Source organism: Streptomyces sp. NBRC 110028, assembly GCF_001417735.1.
Taxonomy (GTDB): Bacteria; Actinomycetota; Actinomycetes; order Streptomycetales; family Streptomycetaceae; genus Streptomyces.
This window is the reverse complement of the sequence record NZ_BBUZ01000064.1, coordinates 1-24,972: the sequence shown is the minus strand read 5'-3', so window position 1 is coordinate 24,972 and position 24,972 is coordinate 1. Positions and strand designations below refer to the sequence as shown.

The window sequence follows — 24,972 nt, the reverse complement described above, 5'->3', positions numbered from 1 at the left end:
AGAAGGAACGTCGGGCAAACGCCATTCCGGGGCGGGCGGAACTCCCTATGCTGGCCGCATGATCGACCTGCCGCTCTCCGCGCTGGAAGTCGCCATGGTCGAGACCGGGACGCGGGCCGTGGACACGTTACGTGACACCACCGCCTTCGCCCGGCGTCTCGACGCCCTCGGCTACCGTCGGCTCTGGTACGCCGAACACCACCACTCCCCCGCCATCGGCGCGTTCCCGCCCGTCGTCCTGACCGCCCATGCCGCCGCGTCGACGTCGGCCATCCGCCTGGGCTCCGGGGGCGTGCTCGCGCCCAACCACGCCCCCCTCATGCTGGCCGAGCAGTTCGGCACGCTCACCGCGCTGCACCCCGACCGGATCGATCTGGGCATCGGCCGCGGCCCCGGCACCTTCGACGAGTCCACCGCCCTGGCGCTGCGGCGCGGCGCCGGGCCGACGACGGACGACACGTACCGCGACGACGTGGCGGCGACGCTGCGGTTCCTGGTCGACGAAGTGGCGCTCGGCCCGCTTCCGGAGCCGTGGCTGCTGGCCTCCAGCACCGCCGGTGCCGCGCTCGCCGCGGACCTCGGCCTGCCCCTGGCCTTCGCCCACCACATCCGCCCGGACAACACCCTCGCGGCACTCGGCCACTACCGTGCCCACTTCTCCCCCTCCGCATGGTGTGCGCGGCCCCGTGTGCTGGTGTGCGTGGAAACGATCTGCGCCGAGACACGGGAGGAGGCGCTGCGGCTGGCCGGCCCGATGAACGTCGTCAAGGCCGGACTGCTGAAGGGCCACAGCGAGGTGCCGTTCCCCTCGCCCGCCGAGGCCTCCGCGCACCCGTTCACGGCGGAGGAGCGGCAGGCACTGGCGACCTTCGGGGCCCATCAGGCGTACGGCACGCCCGAGACCGTCGTCCGCCGCCTGTCGGAGGTGGCGGACGCGACCGGCGCGGACGAACTGATGCTGGTCACACCGGTGTACGCGCTGGCGGCCCGTCTGCGGTCGTACGAACTCGTCATGCGGCACGCGCCGTCCGGGGCGAGTCGTCCCGCTACGCACCATTCGGTGCCCTAGCATGCCGCACAGGGTCGCGTTCGCCCTGTCCGCCCGCTACCGGAGGTGTCGTGCGAGAGCAGAAGATGTACTGCTACACCTGCCGATCCGACGAACAGCACCGGCGCCTCACCGCCGACGAGAAGACGTGGCTCAAGAACCGCACGGGCCGCAAGAGCGTCGAGGAATTCTTCATGTGCACGGCCCCGGGCTGCCGCAACCTGCGGACCGGCTTCAGCCAGCACCCGTTCGACCCGGTGATCCGCGTGCCCGTGTCCGATTGACCCACCCTCCTCGGGAGCCGTCGCCAGGTTGTGCGCATGGATGCGCATGAGGGTATGGCCGTCGGCACACGGGCCTGGGTGGAGCAGCGGCCGGACAGGCGGGCGCGCGGGCGGCGTTGTCAGTGCCGCCTGCGATGCTGCCGTCATGACTCCGTTAACGCTGCTCGACCTCGACAAGGCGCTGCGGGCCAGCTGGGCCGCCGACACGTGTTCGCCCGACGATCTGGCCGACTGGCAGCCGGGCAACCCGGCCCGGGGGCACTGCGACATCACCTCCCTGATCGTCACCGATGTCTTCGGCGGTGATCTCGTGGTCGGGGAGGTGTACCGGGCGGACGGGTCCCGGCGCGGGTCCCACTGGTGGAACCGGCTGCCCAGCGGCGTGGAACTGGACCTGACCCGGGAGCAGTTCAAGGACGGGCAGACCATCACGGCCGCCCGGGTCCTCCCGCGTCCGCCGGGCCCCCTGCGGCGCCGCTGGGCGGAGTACCTTCTGCTGCGGGAGCGCGTCATCGAGCGCTTGGGCCCGCTCCCGGAGCCGGTCTGACCTCCCGGGGGCGCTCAGCGCCTCAAGAGCGCGTGAGCAGCCGCGCCGGTCACCGCCTCGGCGGCGGCGATGCCGGAGACCCGGGTGGCGCCGTAGGTGACCAGGTCGGCGGCGTCGTCCGCGCCGTCTCGGGGGAAGCCCATCTCCACGACGACGGCGTCCGGGCGGCCGCGCAGCAGGCGCGCCACGGCGTCGGACACCCAGCGGTGCCGGGCCGCGTCGCGCACCACGACGATGAGGGCCCGGCCGGCGGCCGGGGCCAGTGCCCGGCGCTCCAGCATCCGGCCCGCGTGGTCGAGGTCGGTCTCCGTGAGGCGGACCGATGTGGTCGCGGGCCGCATCCGGCGCAGCGGGGCGGCGAGCCCCCAGGGGGTGTGGCCGTCCACCGCGAGGCTCATCTCCGGGGAGAACTCCACCACATGGACCTCACCGGACACCGGCAGCACCTCGGGGGCGCCCGGGCGGCGGCGCACCCGGATCGCCCGGCGCGCCGCGGTCAGCCCGATGTCGGAGCGTGTGGGGTCGGGCGCGACGGATCGCGCCCGCTCACCGGACCAGGCGGCGAACCGCCGTACCCGCGTGGCCGCTTCGGCCAGCCGCTCCTCCGCCAGGGCACCGTCCCGTACGGCCTGTACGACGGCGTCGGCCAGCCCCTCGGCGACGGCCTGCCCGGCGTTCTCACCGCCCACGCACACCGCGTCCGCCCCGGCGGCCAGCGCCTTGACAGTGGCTCCGCCGAGGCCGTAGCGGTCGGCGACCGCGGCCATCTCGATGGCATCCGTGACCACCAGGCCGGTGTAGCCGAGTTCCCGGCGCAGCAGATCCTCCAGGACGCGGCGGCTGAGCGTGGCGGGCAGCTCGGGGTCGTACGCCGTCACCAGCAGATGTGCCGTCATCACCGCGCGCACGCCCGCCTCCATGGCGGCGATGAACGGGGGCAGCGCGGTCCAGGCGATCTCCTCCACCCCGGCGGTCACCGTGGGCAGGCCGTGGTGGGAGTCGACGGCCGTGTCGCCGTGGCCGGGGAAGTGCTTCGCACACGCGGCCACCCCCGCGGACTGCAAACCGCTGATCCAGGCGGCGGTGTGCCGGGAGACGACGTCGGTCCGCGCGCCGAAGGAGCGCACGCCGATGACGGGGTTGAGCGCGTTGGAGTTGACGTCGGCGCTGGGCGCGTAGTTCAACGAGATTCCGGCCGCGTGCAGTTCACGGCCGACGTCATGGGCCACGCGCTCCGTCAGGTCGGCGTCGTCCACGGTGCCCAGCGCCAGGTTTCCCGGGCGGGTGGCGCCGGACAGCGCCTCGATGCGGGTGACGTCCCCCGCCTCCTCGTCGATGGCGATGACCAGGTCCGGGTTCTCGGCGCGCAGTCGCGCGGTGAGCGCGGCGAGCTGCTCTCCGTCCACGATGTTCCGTCCGAACAGCACCACCGAGTGGAGGCCGTCGGAAATCGCGCGGAGCACCCAGTCCGGAGCGGTGGTCCCCACGAAGCCCGGCTGCAGCACGGCATACGAGAGCCGCCGCAGTTCCGGATCGCTGCTCGCTCCCATGGCGGGGCCTCCGAGGCGTGAGTGATGCGCGCCGCCGCGGGCTCGACGGCTTGATACAGATCACCAGGATGTTGGCCTGGACCAATGGGGGTGTCAAGGTGTCATGACATCGGCGGGGACGGCCGACCCTCCCGTTGCCCCGGTTAAGCCAGTCGTGACGTCATACGCCCCAGATCTCGTGATACGCCGCTCGGTACCCCGGGGGGTTCCAGCTCGTGGCGCCCCGGGTGTTGGCGGCCGTGGCGATGTGGACCGGGGCGCTGTAACCGCTGGGGCCCCGGCCGGAGAACGCCCGGTTGAACTCGTCGATCATCTGCCAGCCCTGCTGGGACAGCGGCTCGGGGACGGTGGCGGCCTGGTACTGCCGGTGGTTGACGCGCTGGAAGGCGGAGGGGTCGCCGTCGCCCGCGCCGATGTTGAAGGGAGGCCCGGAGCCGGGTTTGCCGCCCGCGCGGAGGGCGGGGGCCGCGTCGGCGAAGTACAGGTCGTTGATGGCGACGGAGTAGTTCCACTCGTACCGGAAGCGGGAGAGGAGGGAGGAGACCTCCTGGGGGGTGCGGTTGCCCGCGTCCGGGATCGGGATGTTCTCGTAGGCGAGCAGCCTGACGTCCCGGCAGTCGGCGAGCGCCTTCCTGATCAGCTCGGACTTGTTCCTGGCGAACGGGATCGAGGCGTCGGTGAAGACGACGACCCCGGCCCTGCCCCTGGACCGCGCGATCACCCAGTCCGCGCTGATCCTGGCGGTCTCCTCGACCCTGGTGGTGACGTTGGTGAACAGCCTCGGCTTCCGGCTGGGGCCGGGGGACGCGACCGCGTGCCAGCCGATGAGCGGGATGTGCGCCGCCCGCGCCTGCGCGACCTGCCGCGCGGTGGAGTTGGGGTCGAAGCCGCCGATGACGATGCCCGAGGGCATGAGGGTGACGGCCTCGCTCAGCGCCGCCTGGATGCCCGTGGGGGTGCCCCCGCCGTCGATCACCCGGACCTTCCAGCCGATGGCCTTCGCCGCGTCCCGTACCCCCTGCGCGGCGCCCGCGACTCCGGGATTGGTCATGGTCTGCGCGACGTAGACGATGGTCTTGCCCGGCACCGCCCGGGGGCCGCGGGTCGGGCCGGTCCAGGGCACGTCGGTCCGCTCGGCCCGCTTGACCGCGGCCTCGGCCCGGGCGAGGACGGCGGGGCAGCCGCGCGGCCCCGCGGTGGTGGCTCCGCCCGGCGGCGCGGGCTCCCGGAGCGCAGCAGCACCGCGTCCCCCTCGCCGATCGTCACCCCCAAGGCTCGTTCGGCGGCGTCGATGTCCTCGGCGTGCACCGCCTGCCCCGGTTCCAGCCAGGCGGCGCCCAGGACGGCGGGGAGGTCGAGCAGAACGCCCGTCGTGACGAGCGGCCCGAGCGGGCCGACCGCGCCGTAGTGGGCGCCCGCCGCGTCGATCACCTCGTGCGCCGCCCGGCCCCCGTAGAGCTGCCCCCGGTAGGCGGTGTGGCACAGCGCGTCGAGATGGGTGATGCCCTTGCCGTGGTAGTCGGCGGCGAGGAAGTCCTTGTGGACGGCGGGCTCCGGGGCCTCCACATCGCCGAGGTCCGTCATGTGGTGCAGGGCGGGCTTGGGGTTGTCCGGTGCGGGCCGCGTGTCCCAGGGCCGCGCCAGCGGGACGACCGCCCCGGACCGTACGCGGGCGATGGCCCGCCGCACATGCTCCGGGGTCACCCGGTTCCAGGCGCCGCGACCGGCCGGGGTCCAGCGCCCCCAGGTCCGGACCGTCTCGAAGAGCGCGTCGAATTGCTCGCGGGAGACGGCGGGTCCGTTGCTGCTGGTCATCCGTGCTCACCCCGAGGGGGTTCGGAACGGTTTCCCCCAAATTTCTACAAGTGACGGACATGCGCTGCCGCGGCCCGCCGCTCCTGGCGTCCGCGGAGGCGGACCCGTCCGCCCCGGGCGGGGACGATCGTCACCGCTACCAGCCGGGCCGGTTCCGGGGGCCCGGCCGGTTCGGGGACGGCGGCGGCCAGGATTTCCCGCAGAGCGGTCTCGATCTCCAGCTGGGCCAGCGACACCCCGATGCAGCGCCGCACGCCGCCGCCGAAGGGGGTCAGCGCGTAGGGGCCCGGGTCCGGACCCAGGTGACGCCCGGGCCGGAAGGCATCCGGTTCCGGCCACAGCTCGGGGTCGAGGTGGGTGAGCGGGAACAGCGCCGCGACGAACGCGTGCCGCGGCACCGGATGGCCGCCCAGCTCCGTGTCGTGTGCCGCGGTGCGCATGGCGTTGTAGACGGCGGGGCGCAGCCGCCCCGACTCCTTGACGGTCGCCTTGAGCAGCCGGTCCGAGCCCGCGTCGAGGTCGGCGATCAGGTCGTCGCGGGCGGCGGGGTGGTGGGCGAGCAGATGCAGGGTCCAGGCGATCGTGGTCGCCGTGGTCTCGTACCCGGCCAGGACGAGGCCGGTCAGCTCGTCCAGCAGCTGTGCGTCGTCCAGCCCGGCCCCGTGTTCGTCGCGCGCGTCGAGCAGCATGGACAGCACGTCGTCGCGGTGGGCGCGGTCGGGTGCGGCCCGGCGGGCGGCGATCTCCTCGCGGGTCAGGTCCCATACGGCCGTGCGGAGCCGGTGGAAGCGGCCGCCCGGTGAGAGCGGCCCGAGGTCGCGCCGCAGCGGCCCCGGCAGGAACAGGACGGCCAGGTTGCCCGTGGCGACGTACGCGTTCAGCGCGCGGCGGAAGGTGGCGACGCGGGCCGGGTCCGTCAGGCCGAGGACGACGCGCAGGATGACGTCGAGCGTCAGCCGCTGCGCCCACGGCCGCACGGGCACGCCGTCACCGCCCAGCAGTTCGGGCAGCCCGCCGTGCACCAGTTCCCGCACCCGCTGCGCCCAGCGGGTGATCCGCTCCCCGTGGAAGGGGGGCAGCAGAAGCTTGCGGTGGGTCAGGTGCAGGGGTGGCGGCGTGCAGATCAGCGACCGGGTGCCGATCGCGGGCGCCAGCAGGGCGGCGGCGTCGCCGCCGGTGAACCGCTCGTGGTCGGTCAGCACCGCCCGGTTGGCGGCGGCGCCGGCCGCGCAGACGAGGGCTCCGCGATAGGGGTACGTCCGGAGCGAGAAGACCGGTCCGAACCGGCGGCGCAGGGAGCGTGCGTAAGCCAAGGGGTCCCGGAGCATCCGCGCCGTCTGCACGGGCCGGGGCGCTCGGGAGGCGGGCGGGAAGCGCCGGGGGTCCCACGGCGGTTCGCGGGTGAACGCGTCGCTCATGGCTGCCAGGGTCCCGCCGGGTCGTCGTAGGCGGCGGCGTAACCGTCGGTGGCGATGGGCGCCTGGAGGAGGTCGTCCGGGATGGCGAACGCCTCCACGAGGGCGAGCGCGTGGGGGGCCAGTTCGGCACCGGCGCGGTCGACGGCGGGGGCGAGGTCGCGGACGGCTTCGGCGGTGAGGTGCCCGTCGGCGAGCAGCGGGCCCGCGTGGGGGGCGAGGCGCTGCAGGACGAACAGCCGGAAGACCTGCTCCAGCAGGCGCCGCGTGTCCTCGTCGGCGACCCGGTCGGCGGCGGCCAGGAACGCCTGGGCGGCGCACCGGGTGGCATACGCGTCGACGAGGTCCAGGGCCGGGTTCACCGCCTGGTTCCAGCGGTCCAGCGGGCTGTCGCTGGGCAGGCTGATCCGGCCGCGGGCGTAGCGGAGGCAGGACAGCTCGTGCCGCACGAGCAGGTCGAGCAGGGCGGCGCGGCCGGTGAGCGGGCCGGCCGGGGCGGCGGGGGCCGCGGGCGGGCTGTAACCCCGCCCGGTCAGCATGTCGGCGGCGGCCTTCGTCCAGATGACGAGGTTGTCCCCCTCGGCCGTGATGGTGGACTCGATCGGCGTGATCAGGTCGACGATGCGGTTGGCCGACAACAGCCCCTGGGCGCCGCAGCGTTCGCGGCATTCGAGCACGATGTCCCGGGCCTGCCAGGTGATCCAGCCCTTCGCCGCCGCGACCAGGACCTCCGCCTCGGCCGACGCGGGGTCCTCCCGCCCGGTGCCCGCGCGGCGGGTGACCTCGCGCAGCAGGAAGGTCGCCGCGTAGGCGCGGGCCGCCGCACCGAGGAGTCGGGTCTGGTGGCAGCGGTAGGCGAAGACGGGAACGCCGGTCCGGCTCGCCGGGGCGAAGGTGTGCCGCCGGTGGGCGTACCGCACGGCGACGGTGAGGCCCGCCCGGGCCCCGCCCAGCGCCGCCGCGGCCAGGCAGAGCTTGCCCGTGGTGACGCGCTGGATGGACCGCAGGAACCGGCGGCGCCGACTGCCGATCGCGCTGCGGAAGGCGCCTTCGGCGGTCAGGTCCGCGTGGTCACCGGCCAGCAGGGCCGAACGGTCCAGGACGACCTGGTCGAACGAGGTGATGGCGTGGTCGACCGCCGAACCGGGGGTCTGCGACAGGGGGCGTATCCGGATGCCGGGCAGCGGCCCCCGCTCGTCGCGCAGCGGCACGAGGAACAGGAACACGCCGCAGTCCTGGCCGCGGACGATCAGCCTGGCCGCGACCAGTCCGCTCTTGCTGCCCCCGGCGGGGCCGGTGTTGGGCATGAACTTCTGCGCCCCGGCCGACGGGGTGTGCAGGACGAAGGTGTCGGTGCCCGGCTGATGGACCGCCGTGGTCTCCAGCTCGGCGGCGTTGTTCCCGTAGCCCAGCTCGGTGATCAGGACGGTGCCGCACCGCCGCAGCCGGGTGAACGGTGTGAGGTCGACGGTGCGGTGGGGGTCGAGGCGGAGGAGGCTGCCGAGGAACAGGTTGTAATGGATGGTCGCCAGCGTGGTCAGCGAGCCGTCGACCATTCCCAGCCACTCGTGCAGCGACACCAGCCGGTCCGTCGACGTGACCAAGTCCTCGACGGATGCGATTCTTTCATTGACGGCCCGCAAACGCTCATAAGCGAGCTCCGAACGCTCCGCAGGTGACAATCCATCGCGGTAACGAAAAATATCCCGACGGAAATGATCCGTCCAGGGCCGGTGCAGCTCGTCGAACCGTCCGTCGAAAAGCGCCTCGGTCAGCAGCGGCACCCGTGCCGGGCCCGCCAGGACGGCAGTGCCCATCTCCGCGCCCTCCCCCCGCCCCACCCCCGCCGACTCAGTTCACAGCGCGCCGAAGAGCAGATGGCTCGCGGTGTTGGCCGGGTCCTCGTCGCAGTAGTACTGCGCGGCGGCCGTCATCAGCTGGTCCTTCGACAACTGCCCCTCCTGCTCGGTCAGCCGGTCGAAGGCCGCCGCGGCCTCCGCCTCGGGGACACCGACGGCGGAGATGACCGTGACGAAGTCCTCCCGTCCGACCAGGCCGTCGTCGTCCCGGTCGGCGAGGTGGAAACCGGCCCGGTAGAGCGGGCCGACCAGCACGTCGAACTGGTCGCTCACCCGGTGCAGGGCCTGCCGGAACTCGCCCTTGTCGATCCGGCCGTCGCCGTCGGCGTCGGCGGTCTCGCGCAGCGCGCGCCAGTACGTGATCAACGCGTCGGCGTATTCCTTGCCCTTGGGCGCCGTGCGCTCCTCGCCGAAGGCGGCCAGAACGCGGCTGCCCATCAGTTCGAAATCGTCTTCGGCGATCACGCCGTCGCCATTGGCGTCCAACAAGGCGAACAGCTTTTCGTACTTCTGGTCCAGTAGCGCGCCCATATGAGTCCCCACCCTCCCGTGCCGACAGTTCGCCGCGCTCCGAATATTTTCCGAAGCGCAGAAAAGATTACCGAGGGCGGCCGGGATAATTCACCCGTCATCACATCTCTTTGGAGTGAAAAGCGCACCGCGCGGATGACGTCAGGCGTCGCGCCGGCACACCGCCCGCCAGCCGGCCAGGAGCGCGGCCGCCGCCCACAGCGCCAGCACCGCGAGGCCCGCCCAGGGGCCCGGGCCTCCCTCAGGGACCTGGTGCAGCACTTGTTGTCCGGCGCGGTCCGGCAGATAGCCGGCGGCCGACCCGGCGAGGTCGCCGACCACGAAGCCCACGATCAGGACGAACGGGATGAGCAGGCTCAGTACGGCGGTCGCGCTGCGCAGCAGGAAGGTGAGGCCCGCGGCGAACAGGGCCATCAGGGCGAGGTAGATCCCCGCGCCGACGCAGGCCCGCAGCGCTCCCGGTTCGCCGAGGCCGATGGCGTACTCCCCCAGGAACGCCTGGCCCGCGAAGAAGGTGGCGAAGGCGGTCGCGAGCCCCACGGCGAGGGCGGCGGCGGCCACGGCCGCCGTCTTGGCCGCGTAGAACAGGCTCCGGTGCGGTACGGCCGCCAGGGAGATCCGCAGGGCGCCGCCCGCGTACTCGCAGGAGACGGCGGTGGCCCCGAAGGCGATGGCGGCGATCTGCGCGAAGTTGATCGCGTAGAAGGCGCCGAAGACGGCGTCTTCGCCACCGTCGGCCTCCGCCCGGCCGACGGTGGCGAAGACCAGGACGGTGATGGCCAGGGTGGCGGCGAAGACCGCGACGAGGGAGCCGAAGCTCGCCCGGATGGATCTGATCTTCAGCCACTCGGAGTGCAGCACCGCTGTGACGGACATGATCGGGTCTCCTCTTCTCGGGTGGTGGGGCGGCTTCTCAGCGGGTGGTGGCGGCGGTGAACTCCGCCTGGTCCGCGGTGAGCGCGAAGTAGGCCTGCTCCAGCGAGGCGCGTTCGTCGGCGAGTTCGGACACGGTGACGCCCTCGCGGGCGGCCATGGCCCCGATCTGCTCGGCCTTGGCGCCTTCCACCACCCATCCGCCGTCCTCGCCTTCCAGGACCGTGAATCCGCCGGCCAGCAGCGCGGCCCTCAGCCGGGCGGGATCGCTGGTGCGCACCCGTACGCGCGCCCGGCTGTGCCGCTCGATGAAGTCGGGCATGGAGACGTCCGCGAGGAGACGGCCCCGGGCGAGGACGACGAGGTGGTCGGCGTAGGTCGCGGTCTCGTTCATCAAGTGGCTGGAGACCAGGATCGTGCGGCCCTCCTCGGCGAGTCGGCGCAGCAACGCGCGGATCCAGATGATCCCTTCCGGATCGAGGCCGTTGGCGGGCTCGTCCAGCAGGAGCACGGGCGGGTCCCCGAGCAGTGCGGTGGCGATGCCGAGGCGCTGGCGCATGCCCAGCGAGAAGGTCTTCACGCGGCGGCCCGCCACGGTGGCGAGACCGGTCTCCTCGAGGACCTCGTCCACGCGGCGGCCCGGAATGCGGTTGCTGACGGCGAGGCAGCGCAGATGGTCGCGGGCGGTCCGGGAACCGTGGGCCGCCTGCGCGTCGAGCAGGGCGCCGACCGTGCGCAGGGGTTCGCGCAGGGTCGCGTACGGGCGGCCCGCCACGGTGGCGGTGCCGGAGGTGGGGTGGTCGAGGCCGAGGATGAGGCGCATGGTGCTGGACTTGCCCGCGCCGTTGGGACCGAGGAAACCGGTGACCCGGCCCGGTTCGACGCTCAGGGTGAGCCGGTCGACGGCGCGGGTGCTGCCGTACTCCTTCGTCAGGTCGTGTACGTCGATGCTGGTCATGGCTTCAGCCTGGCCGTACGGACCGGTGGCGGGCCTCCCCCGCCGGAGGAGACCGTCTCCCCCGCGCGGGGGAACCACCGCCCCGCCCTCTCTGCCACGATGACGGCATGCCAGGCCCTCTGCTGCCGCTGACCCGGGCGGTCACCTACACCCGCTGGCTTCATGTGCTGGTGGGGGCGATCGTGCCGTTCGTCTGCGCCGCCGTCCATCCGGGGCTGACCCGTCCCGCCCTGACCGACTGGCTGCTGATCGCGGCCCTGCCGGTCCCCCTGGTCCTGGCGGCGGCCCTGGTGCCCGAGGTGCGCCGGGCGGAGGGACTGCAGGCGCGGCTGATGCTGTTCCCGGGGCCGCACGCGCGGGTGCGCGGTGACGAGGATCCGGGGGTCTCGGCCGCGCCGTCCGCCTCGTGGAGCGACCGGGCCAGGACCGGTGCCTGGCTGGTGCTGCGCCTGGAAGTGGGGCTCGGTGTCGCACTGGTGACGGGACAGTTGATGGCCCTGTGCCTGTCGCTCGCCGGGGCGGCCGCCGGGCAACCCGGCGTGGGCGACGGGCCGTTGCGGGTGTCCGGCGGGGGCTGGGGGTATGCCCTGCTGGTCCCGGTGCCCCTGCTGGTGCTGGTGGCCCTGGCCGCCGGGGCGGGCGCCCTCATGGCGGAGGCCGCCCGTCGGCTGCTCGGCCCGTCGGCCAGGGAGCGGCTGGCCGAGTTGGAGGAACGTACCGAGCGGCTGCTGGAACGCAACCGCATCGCCCGGGAGTTGCACGACTCCCTCGGCCACGCCCTCACCCTGGCCGTGGTGCAGGCGGGTGCCGCCCGGGCGGCGGGCGACCCGGCCTTCACCGACCGGGCACTGGAGACCATCGAGGAGGCGGGGCGGGCCGCGCTGGAGGACCTGGAGCGGGTCCTGATGGTGCTGCGCGAGACGGCACCGCCGGCCGGCGCCCGCCCGGCCCTGGGCGACGCGGACCGGCTGCTGGAGTCCGCCCGGTCCTCGGGGGCGCGGATCGACGCCGAGGTGACCGGTCCGCTGGAGCGGGTGCCGGGGCCGGTGTCCCGCGAGGGCTACCGGATCCTCCAGGAGGCCCTGACCAATGTGCTGCGGCACGCGGGCCCCGTCCCCGTGCGCGTCCGCGTCGCCGTGGACGAGGCACGGCTGCGGCTGGAGGTGCGCAACCCCCTGTCCGCGGCGGCGGTGGCCGTCACGGGCGGCGGCAGCGGACTGCGCGGGATCCGGGAGCGCGCCGCGCTGCTCGGCGGCGAGGCCCGGACGGAGCGGGACGGCGGCCAGTGGCTGGTCCACGTCGACCTGCCGTTGGGGTGATCTAGTGCCGCGTCAGCCAAGGTTTGCCCGGTAGCGAGGCGTCCTGGTGCGGTCAGATGCAAGGCGCCGGATCGGCCTCGTAGTGGGCCTACTCGGTCGATTCGGCAACGCCGCAGATGGCCGTGCCAGGGCGGCGAGCGGGGTGAACCTTGGCTGACGCGGCACTAGGCTGGGCCGATGCTCACCGTTCTCCTGGTCGACGACGAGCCTCTGGTGAGGGCGGGCCTGCGCGCCGTACTGGAGGCGCAGCCGGACATCGAGGTGGTGGGCGAGGCGGCCGACGGCGCCGCCGTGATCCCCCTGGTGCGGCGGCTGCGGCCGGACGTCGTCGCCATGGACGTACGGATGCCGCTGATGGACGGCATCGAGGCCACCCGGGCCGTCCTGCGCACGGTGCCGGACCCGCCGAAGATCATCGTGGTGACGACCTTCGAGAACGACGAGTACGTGTACGGGGCGCTGCGCGCGGGAGCCGACGGGTTCCTGCTGAAGCGGGCACGGCCGGCGGAGATCGTGCACGCCGTGCGGCTGGTGGCCGAGGGCGACTCGCTGCTGTTCCCGGCGGCGGTGCGCCAGTTGGCCGCCTCGTACGGTGAGACCCACGGCAGCACCGAGGGCCGGGCGGCGCTGGAGCGCGCCGCGCTGACCGAGCGGGAGGGTGAGGTGCTGCGGCTGGTGGCCCGCGGGCTGTCGAACGCGGAGGTCGCGGCGCGCCTGGTGGTGGGCACCGAGACCGTCAAGTCGCATATGAGTTCCGTCCTGGCGAAGCTCGGTGCGCGGGACCGCACCCAGGCGGTCATCGCCGCGTACGAGTCCGGCTTCGTCTCGCCGGGCCACTGACCGGTCGGCAGCGCCGGCCACGACCCGGGCGGCGGTGCCCACGTCAGGTGAAGAACCCTATGTAGGACGAGGCGAGGCTTGAGACCAGCCAGAACACCCCGAAGGCGATACCGATGATGATCAATATCGCCAGCACTCTGTCCACCTTGCCGACGGACGTGAACGAAGATCGGGGCTCGGGGTCATGTGGGCTCACTGACCCAACATACGACAATAAGTCGGCGCGTGTGACGACTCGTTGATGATCCTGTGACAGGACGCCGGGGTTGAGACTGGTGGGCTCGCATGTCGAGGTATCGCCTATTCCATGAGCAACGGGCCGAACCCGTCACCGCGAGTGAGCGCGAGGGCCTGCAGCTGTCTCGCCTCAGCCAGGTTGAGGGTGGTCAACTACTTGGATGAACTGGGTACTTACGACACTCATCGCAGTGGCAGGAACTCTCAGGAGGACGAGTTGGCGGATCGCGGAGGTCCTGCCGCGCTGCGGCGGGACGCCGATCTCCCGCAGGTGGACTTGAAGGCTGACCGGGTTCATCGGCTGGCCGAGCTGGCGGCCAGGGAAGAGCCAACGTGAGCTTCTGCTGCTGGCATAGGGCAGGTGCCGACAGGAGTGGATGTATGCCCGCATGAGGTCGGCGACGGGCTCCGGAAGCGGAGACGGCGGGTCCCCCAGCCGGACGGTGACGGTGGTCCCGTCGTCGATGACGTCATCGACGGTGAGGCGGACGATGCGGGTGACGGGTTGGGCGTAGAGGAGAACGAGTGCGGCGGCGACCCGGGCCCGCAGGGGCAGGGAGTCGTCGTTGAGGGCCCGCCGGAGAATGGCGAGCCGACGGTGCTGGTGCAGTGGCCCTTGGTCCTGGTTGATGACCTGGGGTGGCAAGGTGAGGCGGGGCATCCGGTTCCTTGAGGGCTCGCGCCTAGTTCTCCCACGAGTTCGGCGCGGGCGCCCCGCTTGCCGGGTGCTCACGCAGCCAGCGGTTCACCACCGCCGCCGGGCGCGGCGCGGCGGGTCCGTCCTCGAAGCGCAGATCGTTGTCGACGAGCATGGGCATCCCCTCGGGGATCAACCGCCGATGCTCGATGTCCCAGGACTCCCAGCCCCGGGACGAGAAGAAGCTCAGGATCATGAGCGCCGACAGTAGAAACACCACACGGCTCAGCGGAAAACCCAAACTCCCAGGCCACCAGCCCTGTTGGGGTCAATCGCCACACGGAAACCAAGCAGAGACAATGTGCCGCAGGTCATGCAGGGTCCAGTTCGCTCCCAAGGTCTCGTTGGCCCGGGTGAACACCATGCGTGCCGCGTCGTAGCTCAACGGCCTGATCGGGCGCCGGAGGGGTCCACCACAGCGGTTCCTCCGGCCCGTCGAGGGCCTGCGGACGGATCTGCTGCTGGTAGAGGCGCAGCCAGACGAACGCGTCGCTGGAGGCGGGGGTCCATTGCAGGGCGCGGGAGCCCTTGCGGATGACGCCGATCGTCTGGTCACCAGGGCTGCCCCCGTCCCGGCTGACGCCGAGGAGTTCCGAGGCGCGCGGGCCGGCCGAGATGTAGAAGGCGACCAGCGCGCGGTCGCGGTGCGAGGGCAGGTCGGGCGGCCGTCGCGGTACAGCATCCGGATCACGTCGTAGGCGCGGACGGCGCCGGTGTGGACGGAGCCGATGATCCGCAGGATGTCCTCCCAGGGCCGCTCGATGCGGGCGAGGTCGACCCGGCCGCGGGCCGCGTACCGGAAGGCCCGGTAGTCGGTCGTGCGGTCGACGCGCCACATCTTCTGGTCGGGCAGGTCGGCGAGCTGCGGAGCGTAGGCGAACCCGGCCAGGGTGAACAGCCCGAAGACTATGTCGCTGTAGCTCGCGGTGTCGGTGACGATCATCTCCGGGCGCTTGCCGCCGTCGCGGTCGTAGAGGACGTCCAGCACGTACAGCGAGTCGCGCGGGGTGCCGGCCACCACATCCCGCCCGGCCCCGCCGCCTGGTCGTTGATCATGCTCAGCCAGGTCGCCCCGCCCCGGCGGCCGAAGTACGTGGGGTTCGGCGTCCGTCGGATCGTCCAGGAACACCCCGAGGAACCGCACCGTGGTCATCTGTACCGCGAACCCGAGCCGGTTGTGAGCCCGCCGCTTCGGCTCGATCAACGCCCGGTCCGCGTCGTCCGGGAAGAAGAAACCGCCGCTCCAACTCCGTACGGGACGGCGCCCCGTCGTACGCCGCATGCTTCGCGGCTTGCCCATCCGTCAGAAACTCGACCGGCACCCCGGACCTCCGGAGGCTTGGCGCCGGTTTTCGTTCCGAGGTTCCTCAACCCCGAAGCCCGGGGCTCATCGGCGCAGCGCGTGGGCGCCGGTGGCCTCGCCACCCCGCGGTCAGGCCACGGAAACCGTACCGCCGCTGGACTGTTCTCCTCCGCATGGTGGATGATCCAGCACGATCAGCGGGACCAAGCGGGATCCAGGGGGATCCAGGGGGAGGACCAGCGGCCGTGGCGAGAGAACACGTGGTGGGAGAACGAGGGTTGAGCGAACGAGCGGACGGGACGCGTTCGCCCCGCACCCTCGCCTCCGTCTCGGCGGTGCTCACCGGGACGATGGCGCTGTACATCGCGCTCGTCGCGTTCGGCAACATCACCGATTTCGGCACCAACCAGCAGTTCGTGCGGCACGTCCTGGCGATGGACACGACGTTCAAGGACGACGACCTGATGTGGCGGGCGATCACCTCGACCACGCTCCAGGACGCCGCCTACATCGCCATCATCGCCTGGGAAACCCTCGCCGCCCTCATCCTCCTCGCCGCGACGGCCATGTGGTGCGCGAGCCTGCGCGAAGACGGAGGCGGGGGCGGCATACGCCGCGCCCGGCGGGCTGGCACCGTGGGGCTGTTGATGCTGATGCTGCTGTTCGGCGCCGGGTTCATCGCCATCGGCGGCGAGTGGTTCTCCATGTGGCAGTCGAAGTCGTGGAACGGGCTGGACGCCGCCACGCGCGTCTTCCTGCTCTCCGGGATCGTCCTGCTGCTCACGCACCTGCCCTCGGCCTCAGCCGAGCGCGCCGAGCCCGGCGCCGAGGGCTGATCGGACCGTCGAGGCGATGGGTCCGTCGCCGTCCAGGAAGCCCAGGAGTTCGTCGCGGGTCGGCCCGGTGGCGGGCCCGTGCCGGGTGACCGCGAAGGCGGCCGCCGCGTTGGCGCCCCGTACGGCCTCCAGTGGGTCCAGCCCGCCGCCGAGGAGGGCCAGCAGGGCTCCGGCGTGGGCGTCGCCCGCGCCGTTGCTGTCGACAGCGGTCACCTGACGGCCGGGCACGTGCACGGCCTCGCCGCCGGGCGGTACGAGCCAGCATCCGGCCGCGTCGGCCCGCAGGATCACCCCGGTGTCCGGGCCCAGCCGGGCGGCGAGCGCGGCCGCGGTGCGCCGGGCGTCGTCCAGTCCGGTCAGCAGCCGTCCCTCACGCTGGTTGCAGCTGAGCCAGTCGCAGCGGGCCAGGGCCACGCGCAGCACGTCTTCGGGGATGTCGGCGACGAGCGGCCCCGGGTCGAGGAAGACCCGGGCATCCGGGGGCAGCCGCGCGATGAGCCGGGCCAGGACCGGGCCGCCCGCCGGGTGGGCGAGCGCGTATCCGGAGATCTGCACCAGATCGCCGGGGCGCAGCGCGGCGAGCACCGCCGCCGCGTCCGTCTCGGTCAGCCGGGCCTCCGCTCCGAGGCTGGTGGCGAAGGTCCGCTCGCCGTCGTCGTCGACGAGGGCGACGCAGAAACCGGTGTCGGTGTCCGGCAGCGGGGGCAGCAGCACCTCGATGCCTTCCCTCGCGAGGTCCGCGCGGACGCGGTCCCCGAACGGCCCCGCGCCATGGGCCCCGGCATAGACGGCGGGCAGGCCGAGGCGGCGCGCGGCCGCGAGGACGTTGAAGCCGCCGCCGGTGACGAAGGTGGTATCCGTGGAGACGACGTCGCCACCGCGTTCGGGCAGGTCGGGGACGCGCATGACCAGGTCGACGATGGCGTTGCCGAGGAGCAGCATGCGGCTCACGCGGACTCCTGTGCGGTCGGCTCGGGCAGCGTGTGCGCGGGGACGGACGGCTCGAAGGCCTCGTCGGAGCCGTCGGAGCCGTCGGAGCCGTCGGACAGCGTCTCGGCGCCGCCCAGCCGCCGCAGCACCGCGTAGACGCCGGCGGCGAGGGCGAGGGTCACGACCCACCCCAGGCCGTTGGTGCCGACCCAGGTGCCGGAGAGCGGTCCGGCGAACCAGACGTCCTTCGGGCCGGTGGCGGCCTCGGTGAAGAGCAGCCCCACCACGATGGCCACCAGCCACGCGCCCAGCGCGGTCCAGCGGACGCCGCCCCGGAACCAGTAGCGGCTGGTGGGACTCACGTCCATCAGCGCCGCGCGGTCGTAGGACCGCCGGAGCATCAGGTCGACCGCGAAGACTCCCACCCAGGCGGTGATCGGCACGGCCAGGAGGGTGAGGAAGGTGATGAACGGTCCGTAGAAGTCCTTGGCGATCAGGATGAAGTAGATGCCGCCCGCGAAGGTGACGACCACGTCCAGTCCTACGGCCACGGTGCGCCGGACCCGTATCCCCAGGGTGATCATGGTGAGCCCGGCGGAGTACACGGACAGGTGGTTGGAGAGCAGCAGCCCGCCGAAGGCCGCGATCAGATACGGGATCGACATCCAGGAGGGCAGCATCGCGTTGATGGCCGAGACCGGGTCGGCGGCCGAGGCCAGGTCCGGCTGCCCCGCCGCGAGCAGCGAGCCGAGCGAGATGAGCACGACCAGCGGGATGCCCGCGCCGAACGCGGAGGCGGCCACCAGCTTGCGGCCGGGGATCCGCCGGGGCAGGTAGCGGGCGTAGTCGGCGCCCGCGTTGGCCCAGCCGATACCGGTGCCGGCGGCGACCATCCCGGTGCCCACGATCATCGCGCTCACCGGTCCGGCGGGGGCCTGGAAGACCTTGTGCCAGGCGACGGTGGCGGCGAGGAAGGCGATGACGACGAGGTTGAGCACCCCGAAGGCGTAGGTGGCCCACTTGTTGATCCACATGATGGTGGCGTGCCCGAGACCGCTGATCAGCAGGGTGCAGCCGATGAAGACGAGCAGGCAGACCACGGTGAGGACGGCGTTCTGGCGGATGCCGAACGCGACATCGAGCAGGGCCAGCAGGGCGAAGGCCGCCGTGGTGGTGTTGATCGTCTCCCAGCCCAGGCGGCTCAGCCAGGTGATGAGGGTGGGGCCCGCGTTGCCGCGGACTCCGAAGACCGCGCGGGAGAGGGTGAGGGCGGGCGCGCCACCGCGCTTGCCCGCGATGCTCAGCGCTCCCACCAGGGCGAACGAGCCGAACGAGCCGATGACGGCGACGAGGGCCGCCTGCCAGATGTTCAGGCCGCGGAAGCTGACGAGGGCGGCGCCGAGCGGCAGCCCCAGGATGCTGATGTTCGCCGCGAACCACGTCCAGAACATCTGCCCGGGGTGGCCGTGGCGCTCGGTGTCGGGCACCGGCTCGATGCCGCGTGTCTCCACCGCGCCGACGCGGTCGTCCTGCGATGCGGCCATGGTCGTACCTGTCTTTCTGTGCGGGACTGCGGGCCGTCCGCGCCGCCTTCGGGGACCGGCGTGTGGCGCGGGCGGCAGGTGGTCACCCGGCTGCGGCTGCCCGCAGCTCGAGGAGGGAGGTGGCCAGCGGCTCCAGGTCGAGGCCGTTGACGGAACGGAGGGTGGTGAGCGCCTCGGTGGGGAGGGCCGAGGCGCCGCTGAGGGATCCGGCGATCGCACCGGCGATGGCGCCGATGGTGTCGCAGTCGCCGCCGAGGTTCGCCGCCAGGAGGCAGGCGCGCCACGGTTCGCCGTCGGCCAGGGCGAGGACGGCGAAGGCCGCGGGCACCGACTCCTGGCTGGCGACGCTGGTGCCCACGAGGTCGTTGACGCGGTCCAGGGCCCGCTCCTCGGGCAGGCCTCGGACGAGTTCCACGGCCCACTCGATACGGGCCGCGATGGACGCGCCGTACACCCAGTGGCCGCGCTCGGCACCGGCCGCCGCGGCCGTGATCGCCGCGGCGAACGCGTCCTCCAGACCGCCGCCGCCGACGCCACGGCTCACCGCCGCGGCCACGGCCGCGGCGGAGGCGATACCGAGGGTGGTGTCATGGGTGACCCGGCAGGCCGCCGCCACCTGGTCGACGAAGGATTCGAGGGGCTTGTCGGGAAAGGCGACGCCGACCGGGGTGATCCGCATGGCGGCGCCGTTGGTGGAGCCCGACCGGCCTGCCTCCTCGGGCGGTACACCGCGCGAGACGGCCTCCAGGGCAGCCTTGGTGGAGGGGCCGAGCAGGTCGAACGAGCCCTTGGCCTTCATGGCCCGCTCCCACTCCAGCAGTTCCTGGGCGAGCCGCAGCGGGTCGATGTGTCCGTCGCCCTCCACCAGTAGTCGCCCCACCAGCACGGCCTGATCGGTGTCGTCGGTGACCGCCCCGGCGGGCATCCCGGCGCTCACCGGATTCTCCGCCGGGCCCGGCTCGAAGCCGGTCACGGTGCCGAACCGGGCGACGATCGACCGCCGGGGCATGATCTGGGTCGGCATGCCGAGGGCGTCGCCCATCGCCAGGCCGTACAGGGCTCCGAGTGCGCGGTCGTGCAGGTGGTTCATCAAGGCTTCCTGTCGGAGTGATCGGGGCGATCGAGGTGAGGGGGTGGCGGGCGGACGGCGGTTCAGTGGGGCGGTTCGCCGAAGCCCAGGTGCAGCTGGAAACGGGCGGGGTCCAGCAGGCTGGTGACGTGCTCGACGACGCGGCCGTCGGCCCCGCGGCTGACCCTGCGGGTACGCAGGAAGAGGTCGCCCTCGGCGCGCAGCAGCAGGGTCGCGTCGTCGGCGTCGAGCCCGGCCACGGACGCCCACTCGTCGCCGTGGGTGGCGCGGACCCCCGCCGCGGCGAGGGTCTTGGTCAGCGACGCGTCCACCAGGCCGCGCAGCGGCACCTGGGCGAGCGCCGGGAGCAGCGGGACCCTGCTGCGCTCCAGTGAGACGGGGGTGCCCTCGGGCAGGATGCGCAGCCGGTCCAGGGCCAGGAACTCAGTCCCCTCGATGCCCAGTTCCCCGGCCAGCGGGGCGTCGCGCACCGCCTCCAGGCGCAGTACCTCGGTGGTGATCCGGGCGCCCTGGTCGGCCAGGGCCCTGGTCCAGCCGAGCCGGTTGTCCAGCAGGCCGCCGTCGAAGGTGACGAACGAGCCGACTCCGGCGTGCGTGGAGATCAGCCCTCGCTTGTTCAGCTCGTCCAGGGCCTGCCGGACGGTGTTCCGGCTCACCGCGAAGCGCCGGGTCAGCGCGTGTTCGCCGGGCAGCCTGCTGCCCGGCTCCAGAGCACCGCTGTGGATCTCACGCGCCAGGACACCGGCGATGCGCTGATGCTTGAGGACCTGTTCAGTCATGTCCAGAAGCTAGCTGTACCTGTTCAGTCCTGTCCAGTCCTCCAGCCGTCGGGAACGAGTCGGTGACGGTCGCGGCTCAGCGCAGTCGGTCGTATGTCCCGGCCGCGGTGAACGCGTCGTTGATCGGCGTGACGAGCTCGGCGAGGCGACGGGCGCCCGCGTCGCCGATCGGCGCCCACAGCGGGGCGCACAGTTCGTCGGTCTCGACCTCGATCCGCTCGCGCGCCGCGGTGCCCTCGTCGGTCACGGTGCCGTCGGCGTCGAGCCAGCCGCGCGCGGCGAGACGCGCCGTCGCCGCGGCCCACTCCTCGTCGTTCCACTGGCGGATCGAACGCGCGAGTTCCACCGGGGTGCGGCCCGTCGCGGCCTGCAGGACGTTGCAGTCGCACGCCCCGAGGCCGTGGGCGGCGAGCACGGCGAGATGCGCGTCGCCGCGCCACTCGCGCACCACCGTGATCTGCTGCCAGAGCGCGACGAGCGGATCGGACGGGAGCGCGACCGCCGCGTTGGCGGCGGCCAAGGTCTTGCCCGCGTAATCGGCGCCGGCGACGACCGGGTCGATCAGCGACCGTGCCTCCGCGATCCGATCGGCTGTGAGGTTCACGCCGACACGCTGTAACGCGCGGTCGGCACTGGCGAAGCGGGCGGCCTGCCACTGCTCGGGCGACGCGGCGTCCCACACGCCCGTCATGGACCGCACCACCCGCGGGCTGAAGCTGTAGAAGGTCGCGAACGCGACCTGCCACGGGACCGCCCCCATGGCGGCCGACCGGAAGGCGAAGTACGCCGGTCCGCGCTCGGTCACACCGAGCTTGGCGGCCTCCTCCGCGGCCTCGGGGACGAAGTAGATGAACATGTGGGCCGCGCTCATGGCGCCGCTGACCGCGCGAACGTCGCTCATGCGACTTCTCTCCTAGGTAAGTTGACAGACCGTCATCACAACCTGACGGCTGATCATCGACCATAGCAGCAATAATCGATTATCTGGGCCGGCCGTCTATGCTGGGGATATGCCACAGAAGATGCTCTCCGAGCAGGTCTACGCCTGCCTGCGGGATGCGATCATGCGGGGGGACTACGCTCCCGGCGAGGCCCTCAAGCCGCAGGATCTGGCCAGGGAACAGGGTGTGAGCCTGGCCGTCGTGCGCGAGGCGCTGGTGCGGGTGGTCGGCGACGGCCTCGCCGACCGGTTGCACAACCGCGGCTTCGCCGTTCCCGCCCTCACCGACCGGTGCCGGCAGGAGATCATCGAGGCCCGGCGCACGATCGAGCCGGCCGTCCTGCGCATGTCCGTCGAGCGCGGCGACATCGACTGGGAGGCCCGCGTACGGGCCACCCACCACCGCCTGGCCCGCACCCCGGCGTACGCGCCGGAAGAGGGCACGTACTCCTGCGGCGCGTGGGCCGAGGCCCATCGGGTCTTCCACCGGACTCTGCTGGAGGGCTGCGGCAACGCCGCGCTGCTGGAGACCTTCGACCGGATGTGGACAGCGAGCGAACTGGCCCGCCGCTGGTCGGCGCACCGCGCCCCCGGCCGGGGCGGCGTCGATGAGCACCGCCGGCTGGAGGAGGCGGCGCTGGCCCGCGACGCCGAGGGCGCGGCCGCGCTGCTGGTCCAGCACCTCACCCTGACCGACCCTTCCTAGTCGCGTCAGTCAAGGTTTTGCCCGGTAGCGAGGCGTCCTGGTGCGGTCGGATGCAAGGCGCCGGACCGGCCTCGTGGTGGGGCCTACTCGGTCGATGCGGCAACGCCGCCGGGGGCACCTCCCAGCGGTAGCTGGGGGCGGCCGTGCCAGGGCGGCGAGCGGGGTGAACCTTGGCTGACGCGGCACTAGCGACCGGTCCGGCGCTCCATCCAGCGCTCCAGGCCCGTGGCGTCCAGCGGCAGGTCCGCCGAGAGCACCTCGGCGCCGTCGGGGGTCACCAGGAGGTCGTCCTCGATGCGGATCCCGACCCCGCGCAGCTCGGGCGGGACGTTCAGGTCGTGGGCGTGGAAGTACAGGCCGGGTTCCACGGTGAGCACCATGCCGGGGGCCATCTCGGCGCCCTGGTACGCCTCGTACGAGGACTGGGCGCAGTCGTGCACGTCGAGCCCCAAGTGGTGGCCGATGCCGCAGACCAGCCAGCGGCGGTGGTGCTGGCCGCGGTCGGACAGGGCCTCGTCGGCGGAGACCGGGAGCAGCCCCCAGTCGTCGAGGCCGTGCGCGATGACCTCCATCGCGGCCTGGTGGAAGTCGGTGAAGCGCTTCCCGGGGCGCACCTGGGCGAGCGCCGCGCGGTGGGCCTTCTCGACCAGGTCGTGGACCTGGGTCTGTGCGGCGGAGAAGCGGCCGGAGGCAGGGAAGGTGCGGGTGACGTCGGCGGTGTAGAGGTCGCGGGTCTCGACGCCCATGTCGAGGAGGACCACGTCCTCCGGGCGCACCGGGCCGTCACAGCGCACCCAGTGGAGGGTGGGGGCGTGCGCGCCGCTGCCGACGATCGTGGCGTAGCCGGGGCCGTTGCCGTAGGTGCGGGCGTGGCGTTCGAAGGTGCCCTGCAGCCAGCGCTCGCCGGGGCCTTCGAGGGCGGTGGGGAACTCCTCGACCACGGCGGCGAATCCGGAGACGGTCCGGTCGACGGCCTCGCGGAGCCGGGCGATCTCCCAGTCGTCCTTGATCATGCGCAGTTCGGCGAGGGTGCGCTCCAGTTCGGCCGAGGGCTTGTGGTCGTCGGTGGTGAGGGGCCCGGTGATCAGCGGGTCGGTGAGCCGGGTCAGCGCGGACTCCAGCTCACCGGCCAGGCGCACCTCCAGCTGGAGCGCGTCCGCCCAGTCGCCGGGGCCGGGGGCGGCGCCGACCCACAGCTCGCCGTAAGCGGCGTCGGAGAAGAACCCCGGCTCGCCCGGACGGGCCGGGGGCGGCAGGTACAGGGTCGCGTCGTGGCCCGTGCCCGAGGGCCGCAGGACGAGGACGGCGTCCTCGGCCGAGCAGCCGGTGAGCCAGGCGAAGTTGCTGTCCGGGCGGAAGTCGTAGCGGGTGTCGTTGCTGCGTACGGGTGCGCTGCCGCCGGCCACGACGAGGGCGCGGCCGGGGAACAGCGCGCCGAGCCGGGCGCGGTGCGCGGCGGCCGCCTCCGGTGCGCCGGGGGTGGTGGGCGGCGTGCGGTCGGGGGTGGCCCAGCCCTGGCTCATGTACGCGGCGAAGCCGGGGATGTCGCCCAGCCGGGGCAGGCGGGGGTCCGGTTCGGTGGGGACGGGCCCGGATCGGCCGGGGGTCGTGGGCGTCCGGTCAGCCATGGGTGGTGCCTCCTTGGTCGCTCCTACGATCGTTGCCCGGCCGGTCCGCCGCTGGAACGTCGCCCGGCCCGACGGCCGCCCGGGCTCGGCGGGCGCGGTCCCAGGCGGGGTTGATGCGCGGGATCGCGGCCAGCGGGGTGCGGGTGTACGGGGCCCGGGGGCCGGTGAAGACCCGTTCGCACGGGCCCGTCTCCACGATGCGTCCCTCGCTCATGACCGCGACCCGGTGCGCGATGCGGCGCACCACCGCGAGGTCGTGGGCGATGAAGAGGTACGCGAAACCGCTCTCGCGCTGAACTGCGCGGGGTAGCGCTGGGAGTGGTCGGGGTCGAGCCCGACCCGCTCCATCAGCTCCTTGGCGCGGGCGCGCCGGCCGCCCTTGGGGGCGATGCCCCGCGCGGCGCGGGACCGGGCCGAGGGGGCGCGGGCCGCGCTCGTCGGCGCCGGTCTCGCGCTCGTCGGCGAACCGCGGTACGGGGAGTGGTCCCGAGGGCTGGGGCCGGGCCGCGTGGTGATCCGGGGGTCCACGGCGCCGGTGTGCTGAGCCGGGCAGCCGGTCTACCGGGAGGAAGCCTCGCGCCGCGCCCGTGGAGTGATGGCGTACAGGTCCAGGATCTCGGGCCGCGGCGCGACGCCGGGCCCGCCGGCTGAGACCCACGCGGCGATGTCCTCGGTCGCGTCCGGGTCGTTGACCAGCCCCAGCCAGACCGGCCGCGCACCGGCGGCACGGCCCTCGGCGGAGGGCTGTACGACGATGACGTTGGCGTGGTCGCAGGCGTCGAGGCACTCGGAGATCCGCACCGGCGCCACCTCGCGCAGCCGCTCGGCCTGCGCCGCGTGATCGACGCGGGACAGCTTGGCGCTGCCGCAGCAGCAGTCCCGGCACACGACGACGCTGCAGGGTACCGGGCCGGTCTTCATCGGCGTGAACCACCTTTCCTTTGACACAGGGTGTGGGCCAAACTCCACCGCCTGGTCGTGGGAGAGACCGGCGACGATGTCCGGATCAGTCACCACCCGGTCGGCGCACATATGAATGCACCATAGATGGCACCACGCCGCCGGGCAGCCGGTTCATGGACGATATGTGCGAAAGACCGAGGGAAGTCGTTCGGGGCGGCGGCACTGGCCAGGAGCGCCGCCGCCCAGCGCGGCGGTCAGGCAGAGCTGCGGCGTCCGGGCTTACTGGGCGCGGCAGGTCCTGAGGTAGCTGAGGAAGGATGCCTGCAGCCCGGTCACGTGC

27 protein-coding genes and 2 pseudogenes are annotated in these 24,972 nt (G+C 72.9%); 8 read left to right on the top strand and 21 right to left on the bottom strand.

What is annotated here, in order from left to right; translation table 11 throughout:
• The first annotated feature begins 58 nt into the window (after nt 1-58).
• The 3 genes from ASC60_RS37410 (at nt 59) to ASC60_RS37400 (ending at nt 1,879) form a co-directional block, all read left to right on the top strand.
• Nucleotides 59-1,069: an MsnO8 family LLM class oxidoreductase gene (locus ASC60_RS37410; RefSeq protein WP_055558193.1), complete on the top strand. Its 1,011-nt coding sequence runs from the start codon at nt 59-61 to the stop codon at nt 1,067-1,069.
• A 65-nt stretch (nt 1,070-1,134) separates the two neighbouring features.
• Complete coding sequence (locus ASC60_RS37405; RefSeq protein ID WP_079038889.1) at nt 1,135-1,332, top strand: hypothetical protein; 198 nt, start codon at nt 1,135-1,137, stop codon at nt 1,330-1,332.
• A 145-nt stretch (nt 1,333-1,477) separates the two neighbouring features.
• Nucleotides 1,478-1,879: a hypothetical protein gene (locus ASC60_RS37400; RefSeq protein ID WP_055558191.1), complete on the top strand. Its 402-nt coding sequence runs from the start codon at nt 1,478-1,480 to the stop codon at nt 1,877-1,879.
• Nucleotides 1,880-1,893: 14 nt separating this feature from the next.
• Here the strand turns inward: ASC60_RS37400 and ASC60_RS37395 are convergent, their stop codons facing one another.
• From ASC60_RS37395 to ASC60_RS37355, 8 genes are all read right to left on the bottom strand, one after another.
• Nucleotides 1,894-3,429 (bottom strand): glycoside hydrolase family 3 protein, encoded by a 1,536-nt coding sequence (locus tag ASC60_RS37395; protein ID WP_055558190.1) that lies wholly within the window; start codon nt 3,427-3,429, stop codon nt 1,894-1,896.
• A 160-nt stretch (nt 3,430-3,589) separates the two neighbouring features.
• The gene (locus tag ASC60_RS40385) at nt 3,590-4,552 is read right to left on the bottom strand and encodes a substrate-binding domain-containing protein (protein ID WP_234357310.1); all 963 of its coding nucleotides are present in this window, start codon (nt 4,550-4,552) and stop codon (nt 3,590-3,592) included.
• Nucleotides 4,477-5,244 carry a cyclase family protein gene (locus tag ASC60_RS37380; protein WP_234357309.1) on the bottom strand — a complete coding sequence of 256 codons (768 nt, stop codon included), beginning with the start codon at nt 5,242-5,244 and terminating at the stop codon, nt 4,477-4,479. Before ASC60_RS37380 ends, ASC60_RS40385 begins: the two co-directional genes overlap by 76 nt.
• A gap of 44 nt (nt 5,245-5,288) precedes the next feature.
• A complete protein-coding gene (locus tag ASC60_RS37375) occupies nt 5,289-6,662 on the bottom strand; it encodes a cytochrome P450 (protein WP_055558187.1) in 1,374 nt (457 codons plus the stop codon).
• On the bottom strand, nt 6,659-8,263 hold the full coding sequence (locus ASC60_RS37370) for an acyl-CoA dehydrogenase (protein WP_234357308.1): 1,605 nt from the start codon (nt 8,261-8,263) through the stop codon (nt 6,659-6,661). Before ASC60_RS37370 ends, ASC60_RS37375 begins: the two co-directional genes overlap by 4 nt.
• Before the next feature lie 252 nt (nt 8,264-8,515).
• Complete coding sequence (locus ASC60_RS37365; protein WP_055558185.1) at nt 8,516-9,049, bottom strand: EF-hand domain-containing protein; 534 nt, start codon at nt 9,047-9,049, stop codon at nt 8,516-8,518.
• 141 nt (nt 9,050-9,190) lie between these two features.
• Nucleotides 9,191-9,925, bottom strand: a complete 735-nt coding sequence (locus ASC60_RS37360) for an ABC transporter permease subunit (protein ID WP_055558184.1) — start codon at nt 9,923-9,925, stop codon at nt 9,191-9,193.
• A gap of 37 nt (nt 9,926-9,962) precedes the next feature.
• Nucleotides 9,963-10,880, bottom strand: a complete 918-nt coding sequence (locus tag ASC60_RS37355; RefSeq protein ID WP_055558183.1) for an ABC transporter ATP-binding protein — start codon at nt 10,878-10,880, stop codon at nt 9,963-9,965.
• 107 nt (nt 10,881-10,987) lie between these two features.
• On the opposite strand from ASC60_RS37355, the gene ASC60_RS37350 reads away from it, so the two are divergent.
• Together ASC60_RS37350 and ASC60_RS37345 are read left to right on the top strand one after the other, a co-directional pair.
• Nucleotides 10,988-12,199, top strand: a complete 1,212-nt coding sequence (locus ASC60_RS37350; protein ID WP_055558182.1) for a sensor histidine kinase — start codon at nt 10,988-10,990, stop codon at nt 12,197-12,199.
• A gap of 177 nt (nt 12,200-12,376) precedes the next feature.
• Complete coding sequence (locus ASC60_RS37345) at nt 12,377-13,039, top strand: response regulator transcription factor (RefSeq protein WP_055558181.1); 663 nt, start codon at nt 12,377-12,379, stop codon at nt 13,037-13,039.
• A 43-nt stretch (nt 13,040-13,082) separates the two neighbouring features.
• Here the strand turns inward: ASC60_RS37345 and ASC60_RS42465 are convergent, their stop codons facing one another.
• From ASC60_RS42465 to ASC60_RS44315, 5 genes and pseudogenes are all read right to left on the bottom strand, one after another.
• A complete protein-coding gene (locus ASC60_RS42465; protein ID WP_199831168.1) occupies nt 13,083-13,235 on the bottom strand; it encodes a hypothetical protein in 153 nt (50 codons plus the stop codon).
• Nucleotides 13,236-13,406: 171 nt separating this feature from the next.
• Complete coding sequence (locus ASC60_RS37340) at nt 13,407-13,937, bottom strand: hypothetical protein (RefSeq protein WP_055558180.1); 531 nt, start codon at nt 13,935-13,937, stop codon at nt 13,407-13,409.
• A gap of 22 nt (nt 13,938-13,959) precedes the next feature.
• Nucleotides 13,960-14,193 carry a hypothetical protein gene (locus ASC60_RS37335; protein WP_199831167.1) on the bottom strand — a complete coding sequence of 78 codons (234 nt, stop codon included), beginning with the start codon at nt 14,191-14,193 and terminating at the stop codon, nt 13,960-13,962.
• A 435-nt stretch (nt 14,194-14,628) separates the two neighbouring features.
• Nucleotides 14,629-15,077: pseudogene (locus ASC60_RS44320) on the bottom strand (Tn3 family transposase); the annotation flags it as partial.
• Between the two features lie 43 nt (nt 15,078-15,120).
• A pseudogene (locus tag ASC60_RS44315) lies at nt 15,121-15,255 on the bottom strand (DUF4158 domain-containing protein); the annotation flags it as partial.
• 299 nt (nt 15,256-15,554) lie between these two features.
• Here ASC60_RS44315 and ASC60_RS37325 point away from each other — a divergent pair.
• Nucleotides 15,555-16,112 carry a DUF2165 domain-containing protein gene (locus ASC60_RS37325; protein ID WP_055558177.1) on the top strand — a complete coding sequence of 186 codons (558 nt, stop codon included), beginning with the start codon at nt 15,555-15,557 and terminating at the stop codon, nt 16,110-16,112.
• Here the strand turns inward: ASC60_RS37325 and ASC60_RS37320 are convergent.
• The 5 genes from ASC60_RS37320 to ASC60_RS37300 form a co-directional block, all read right to left on the bottom strand.
• Complete coding sequence (locus tag ASC60_RS37320) at nt 16,077-17,054, bottom strand: PfkB family carbohydrate kinase (protein ID WP_055558194.1); 978 nt, start codon at nt 17,052-17,054, stop codon at nt 16,077-16,079. The genes ASC60_RS37325 and ASC60_RS37320 overlap by 36 nt on opposite strands.
• Nucleotides 17,055-17,059: 5 nt before the next feature.
• Nucleotides 17,060-18,586 (bottom strand): cytosine permease, encoded by a 1,527-nt coding sequence (locus tag ASC60_RS37315; RefSeq protein ID WP_055558176.1) that lies wholly within the window; start codon nt 18,584-18,586, stop codon nt 17,060-17,062.
• Between the two features lie 82 nt (nt 18,587-18,668).
• Complete coding sequence (locus tag ASC60_RS37310) at nt 18,669-19,676, bottom strand: ADP-ribosylglycohydrolase family protein (protein WP_055558175.1); 1,008 nt, start codon at nt 19,674-19,676, stop codon at nt 18,669-18,671.
• A 62-nt stretch (nt 19,677-19,738) separates the two neighbouring features.
• Nucleotides 19,739-20,455, bottom strand: coding sequence for a GntR family transcriptional regulator (locus ASC60_RS37305; RefSeq protein ID WP_055558174.1), 717 nt, complete (start codon nt 20,453-20,455; stop codon nt 19,739-19,741).
• Between the two features lie 76 nt (nt 20,456-20,531).
• On the bottom strand, nt 20,532-21,356 hold the full coding sequence (locus tag ASC60_RS37300; protein ID WP_055558173.1) for a hypothetical protein: 825 nt from the start codon (nt 21,354-21,356) through the stop codon (nt 20,532-20,534).
• Nucleotides 21,357-21,477: 121 nt separating this feature from the next.
• On the opposite strand from ASC60_RS37300, the gene ASC60_RS37295 reads away from it, so the two are divergent.
• Nucleotides 21,478-22,101 carry a GntR family transcriptional regulator gene (locus ASC60_RS37295; RefSeq protein ID WP_199831169.1) on the top strand — a complete coding sequence of 208 codons (624 nt, stop codon included), beginning with the start codon at nt 21,478-21,480 and terminating at the stop codon, nt 22,099-22,101.
• 185 nt (nt 22,102-22,286) lie between these two features.
• Here ASC60_RS37295 and ASC60_RS37290 read toward each other — a convergent pair whose 3' ends face one another.
• Together ASC60_RS37290 and ASC60_RS43590 are read right to left on the bottom strand one after the other, a co-directional pair.
• Nucleotides 22,287-23,729 carry an aminopeptidase P family protein gene (locus ASC60_RS37290; protein WP_055558171.1) on the bottom strand — a complete coding sequence of 481 codons (1,443 nt, stop codon included), beginning with the start codon at nt 23,727-23,729 and terminating at the stop codon, nt 22,287-22,289.
• A complete protein-coding gene (locus ASC60_RS43590) occupies nt 23,722-23,943 on the bottom strand; it encodes a hypothetical protein (protein ID WP_234357306.1) in 222 nt (73 codons plus the stop codon). The genes ASC60_RS37290 and ASC60_RS43590 overlap by 8 nt, the downstream gene beginning before the upstream one ends.
• A gap of 174 nt (nt 23,944-24,117) precedes the next feature.
• On the opposite strand from ASC60_RS43590, the gene ASC60_RS41380 reads away from it, so the two are divergent.
• Nucleotides 24,118-24,273, top strand: a complete 156-nt coding sequence (locus ASC60_RS41380) for a hypothetical protein (RefSeq protein WP_199831170.1) — start codon at nt 24,118-24,120, stop codon at nt 24,271-24,273.
• 14 nt (nt 24,274-24,287) lie between these two features.
• Here ASC60_RS41380 and ASC60_RS37280 read toward each other — a convergent pair whose 3' ends face one another.
• The gene (locus ASC60_RS37280; protein ID WP_055558169.1) at nt 24,288-24,650 is read right to left on the bottom strand and encodes a hypothetical protein; all 363 of its coding nucleotides are present in this window, start codon (nt 24,648-24,650) and stop codon (nt 24,288-24,290) included.
• Nucleotides 24,651-24,972 lie beyond the last annotated feature (322 nt).

Excerpts from the sequence above, each read along its gene's own strand:
- ASC60_RS37410 (WP_055558193.1), top strand. The coding sequence starts at position 59 with ATGATCGACCTGCCGCTCTCCGCGCTGGAAGTCGCCATGGTCGAGACC.
- ASC60_RS37405 (WP_079038889.1), top strand. The coding sequence starts at position 1,135 with ATGTACTGCTACACCTGCCGATCCGACGAACAGCACCGGCGCCTCACC.
- ASC60_RS37400 (WP_055558191.1), top strand. The coding sequence starts at position 1,478 with ATGACTCCGTTAACGCTGCTCGACCTCGACAAGGCGCTGCGGGCCAGC.
- ASC60_RS37395 (WP_055558190.1), bottom strand. The coding sequence starts at position 3,429 with ATGGGAGCGAGCAGCGATCCGGAACTGCGGCGGCTCTCGTATGCCGTG.
- ASC60_RS37380 (WP_234357309.1), bottom strand. The coding sequence starts at position 5,244 with ATGACCAGCAGCAACGGACCCGCCGTCTCCCGCGAGCAATTCGACGCG.
- ASC60_RS37375 (WP_055558187.1), bottom strand. The coding sequence starts at position 6,662 with ATGAGCGACGCGTTCACCCGCGAACCGCCGTGGGACCCCCGGCGCTTC.
- ASC60_RS37365 (WP_055558185.1), bottom strand. The coding sequence starts at position 9,049 with ATGGGCGCGCTACTGGACCAGAAGTACGAAAAGCTGTTCGCCTTGTTG.
- ASC60_RS37360 (WP_055558184.1), bottom strand. The coding sequence starts at position 9,925 with ATGTCCGTCACAGCGGTGCTGCACTCCGAGTGGCTGAAGATCAGATCC.
- ASC60_RS37355 (WP_055558183.1), bottom strand. The coding sequence starts at position 10,880 with ATGACCAGCATCGACGTACACGACCTGACGAAGGAGTACGGCAGCACC.
- ASC60_RS37350 (WP_055558182.1), top strand. The coding sequence starts at position 10,988 with ATGCCAGGCCCTCTGCTGCCGCTGACCCGGGCGGTCACCTACACCCGC.
- ASC60_RS37345 (WP_055558181.1), top strand. The coding sequence starts at position 12,377 with ATGCTCACCGTTCTCCTGGTCGACGACGAGCCTCTGGTGAGGGCGGGC.
- ASC60_RS37340 (WP_055558180.1), bottom strand. The coding sequence starts at position 13,937 with ATGCCCCGCCTCACCTTGCCACCCCAGGTCATCAACCAGGACCAAGGG.
- ASC60_RS37320 (WP_055558194.1), bottom strand. The coding sequence starts at position 17,054 with ATGCTGCTCCTCGGCAACGCCATCGTCGACCTGGTCATGCGCGTCCCC.
- ASC60_RS37315 (WP_055558176.1), bottom strand. The coding sequence starts at position 18,586 with ATGGCCGCATCGCAGGACGACCGCGTCGGCGCGGTGGAGACACGCGGC.
- ASC60_RS37310 (WP_055558175.1), bottom strand. The coding sequence starts at position 19,676 with ATGAACCACCTGCACGACCGCGCACTCGGAGCCCTGTACGGCCTGGCG.
- ASC60_RS37305 (WP_055558174.1), bottom strand. The coding sequence starts at position 20,455 with ATGACTGAACAGGTCCTCAAGCATCAGCGCATCGCCGGTGTCCTGGCG.
- ASC60_RS37300 (WP_055558173.1), bottom strand. The coding sequence starts at position 21,356 with ATGAGCGACGTTCGCGCGGTCAGCGGCGCCATGAGCGCGGCCCACATG.
- ASC60_RS37295 (WP_199831169.1), top strand. The coding sequence starts at position 21,478 with ATGCTCTCCGAGCAGGTCTACGCCTGCCTGCGGGATGCGATCATGCGG.
- ASC60_RS37290 (WP_055558171.1), bottom strand. The coding sequence starts at position 23,729 with ATGGCTGACCGGACGCCCACGACCCCCGGCCGATCCGGGCCCGTCCCC.
- ASC60_RS43590 (WP_234357306.1), bottom strand. The coding sequence starts at position 23,943 with ATGAGCGAGGGACGCATCGTGGAGACGGGCCCGTGCGAACGGGTCTTC.
- ASC60_RS41380 (WP_199831170.1), top strand. The coding sequence starts at position 24,118 with ATGCCCCGCGCGGCGCGGGACCGGGCCGAGGGGGCGCGGGCCGCGCTC.
- ASC60_RS37280 (WP_055558169.1), bottom strand. The coding sequence starts at position 24,650 with ATGAAGACCGGCCCGGTACCCTGCAGCGTCGTCGTGTGCCGGGACTGC.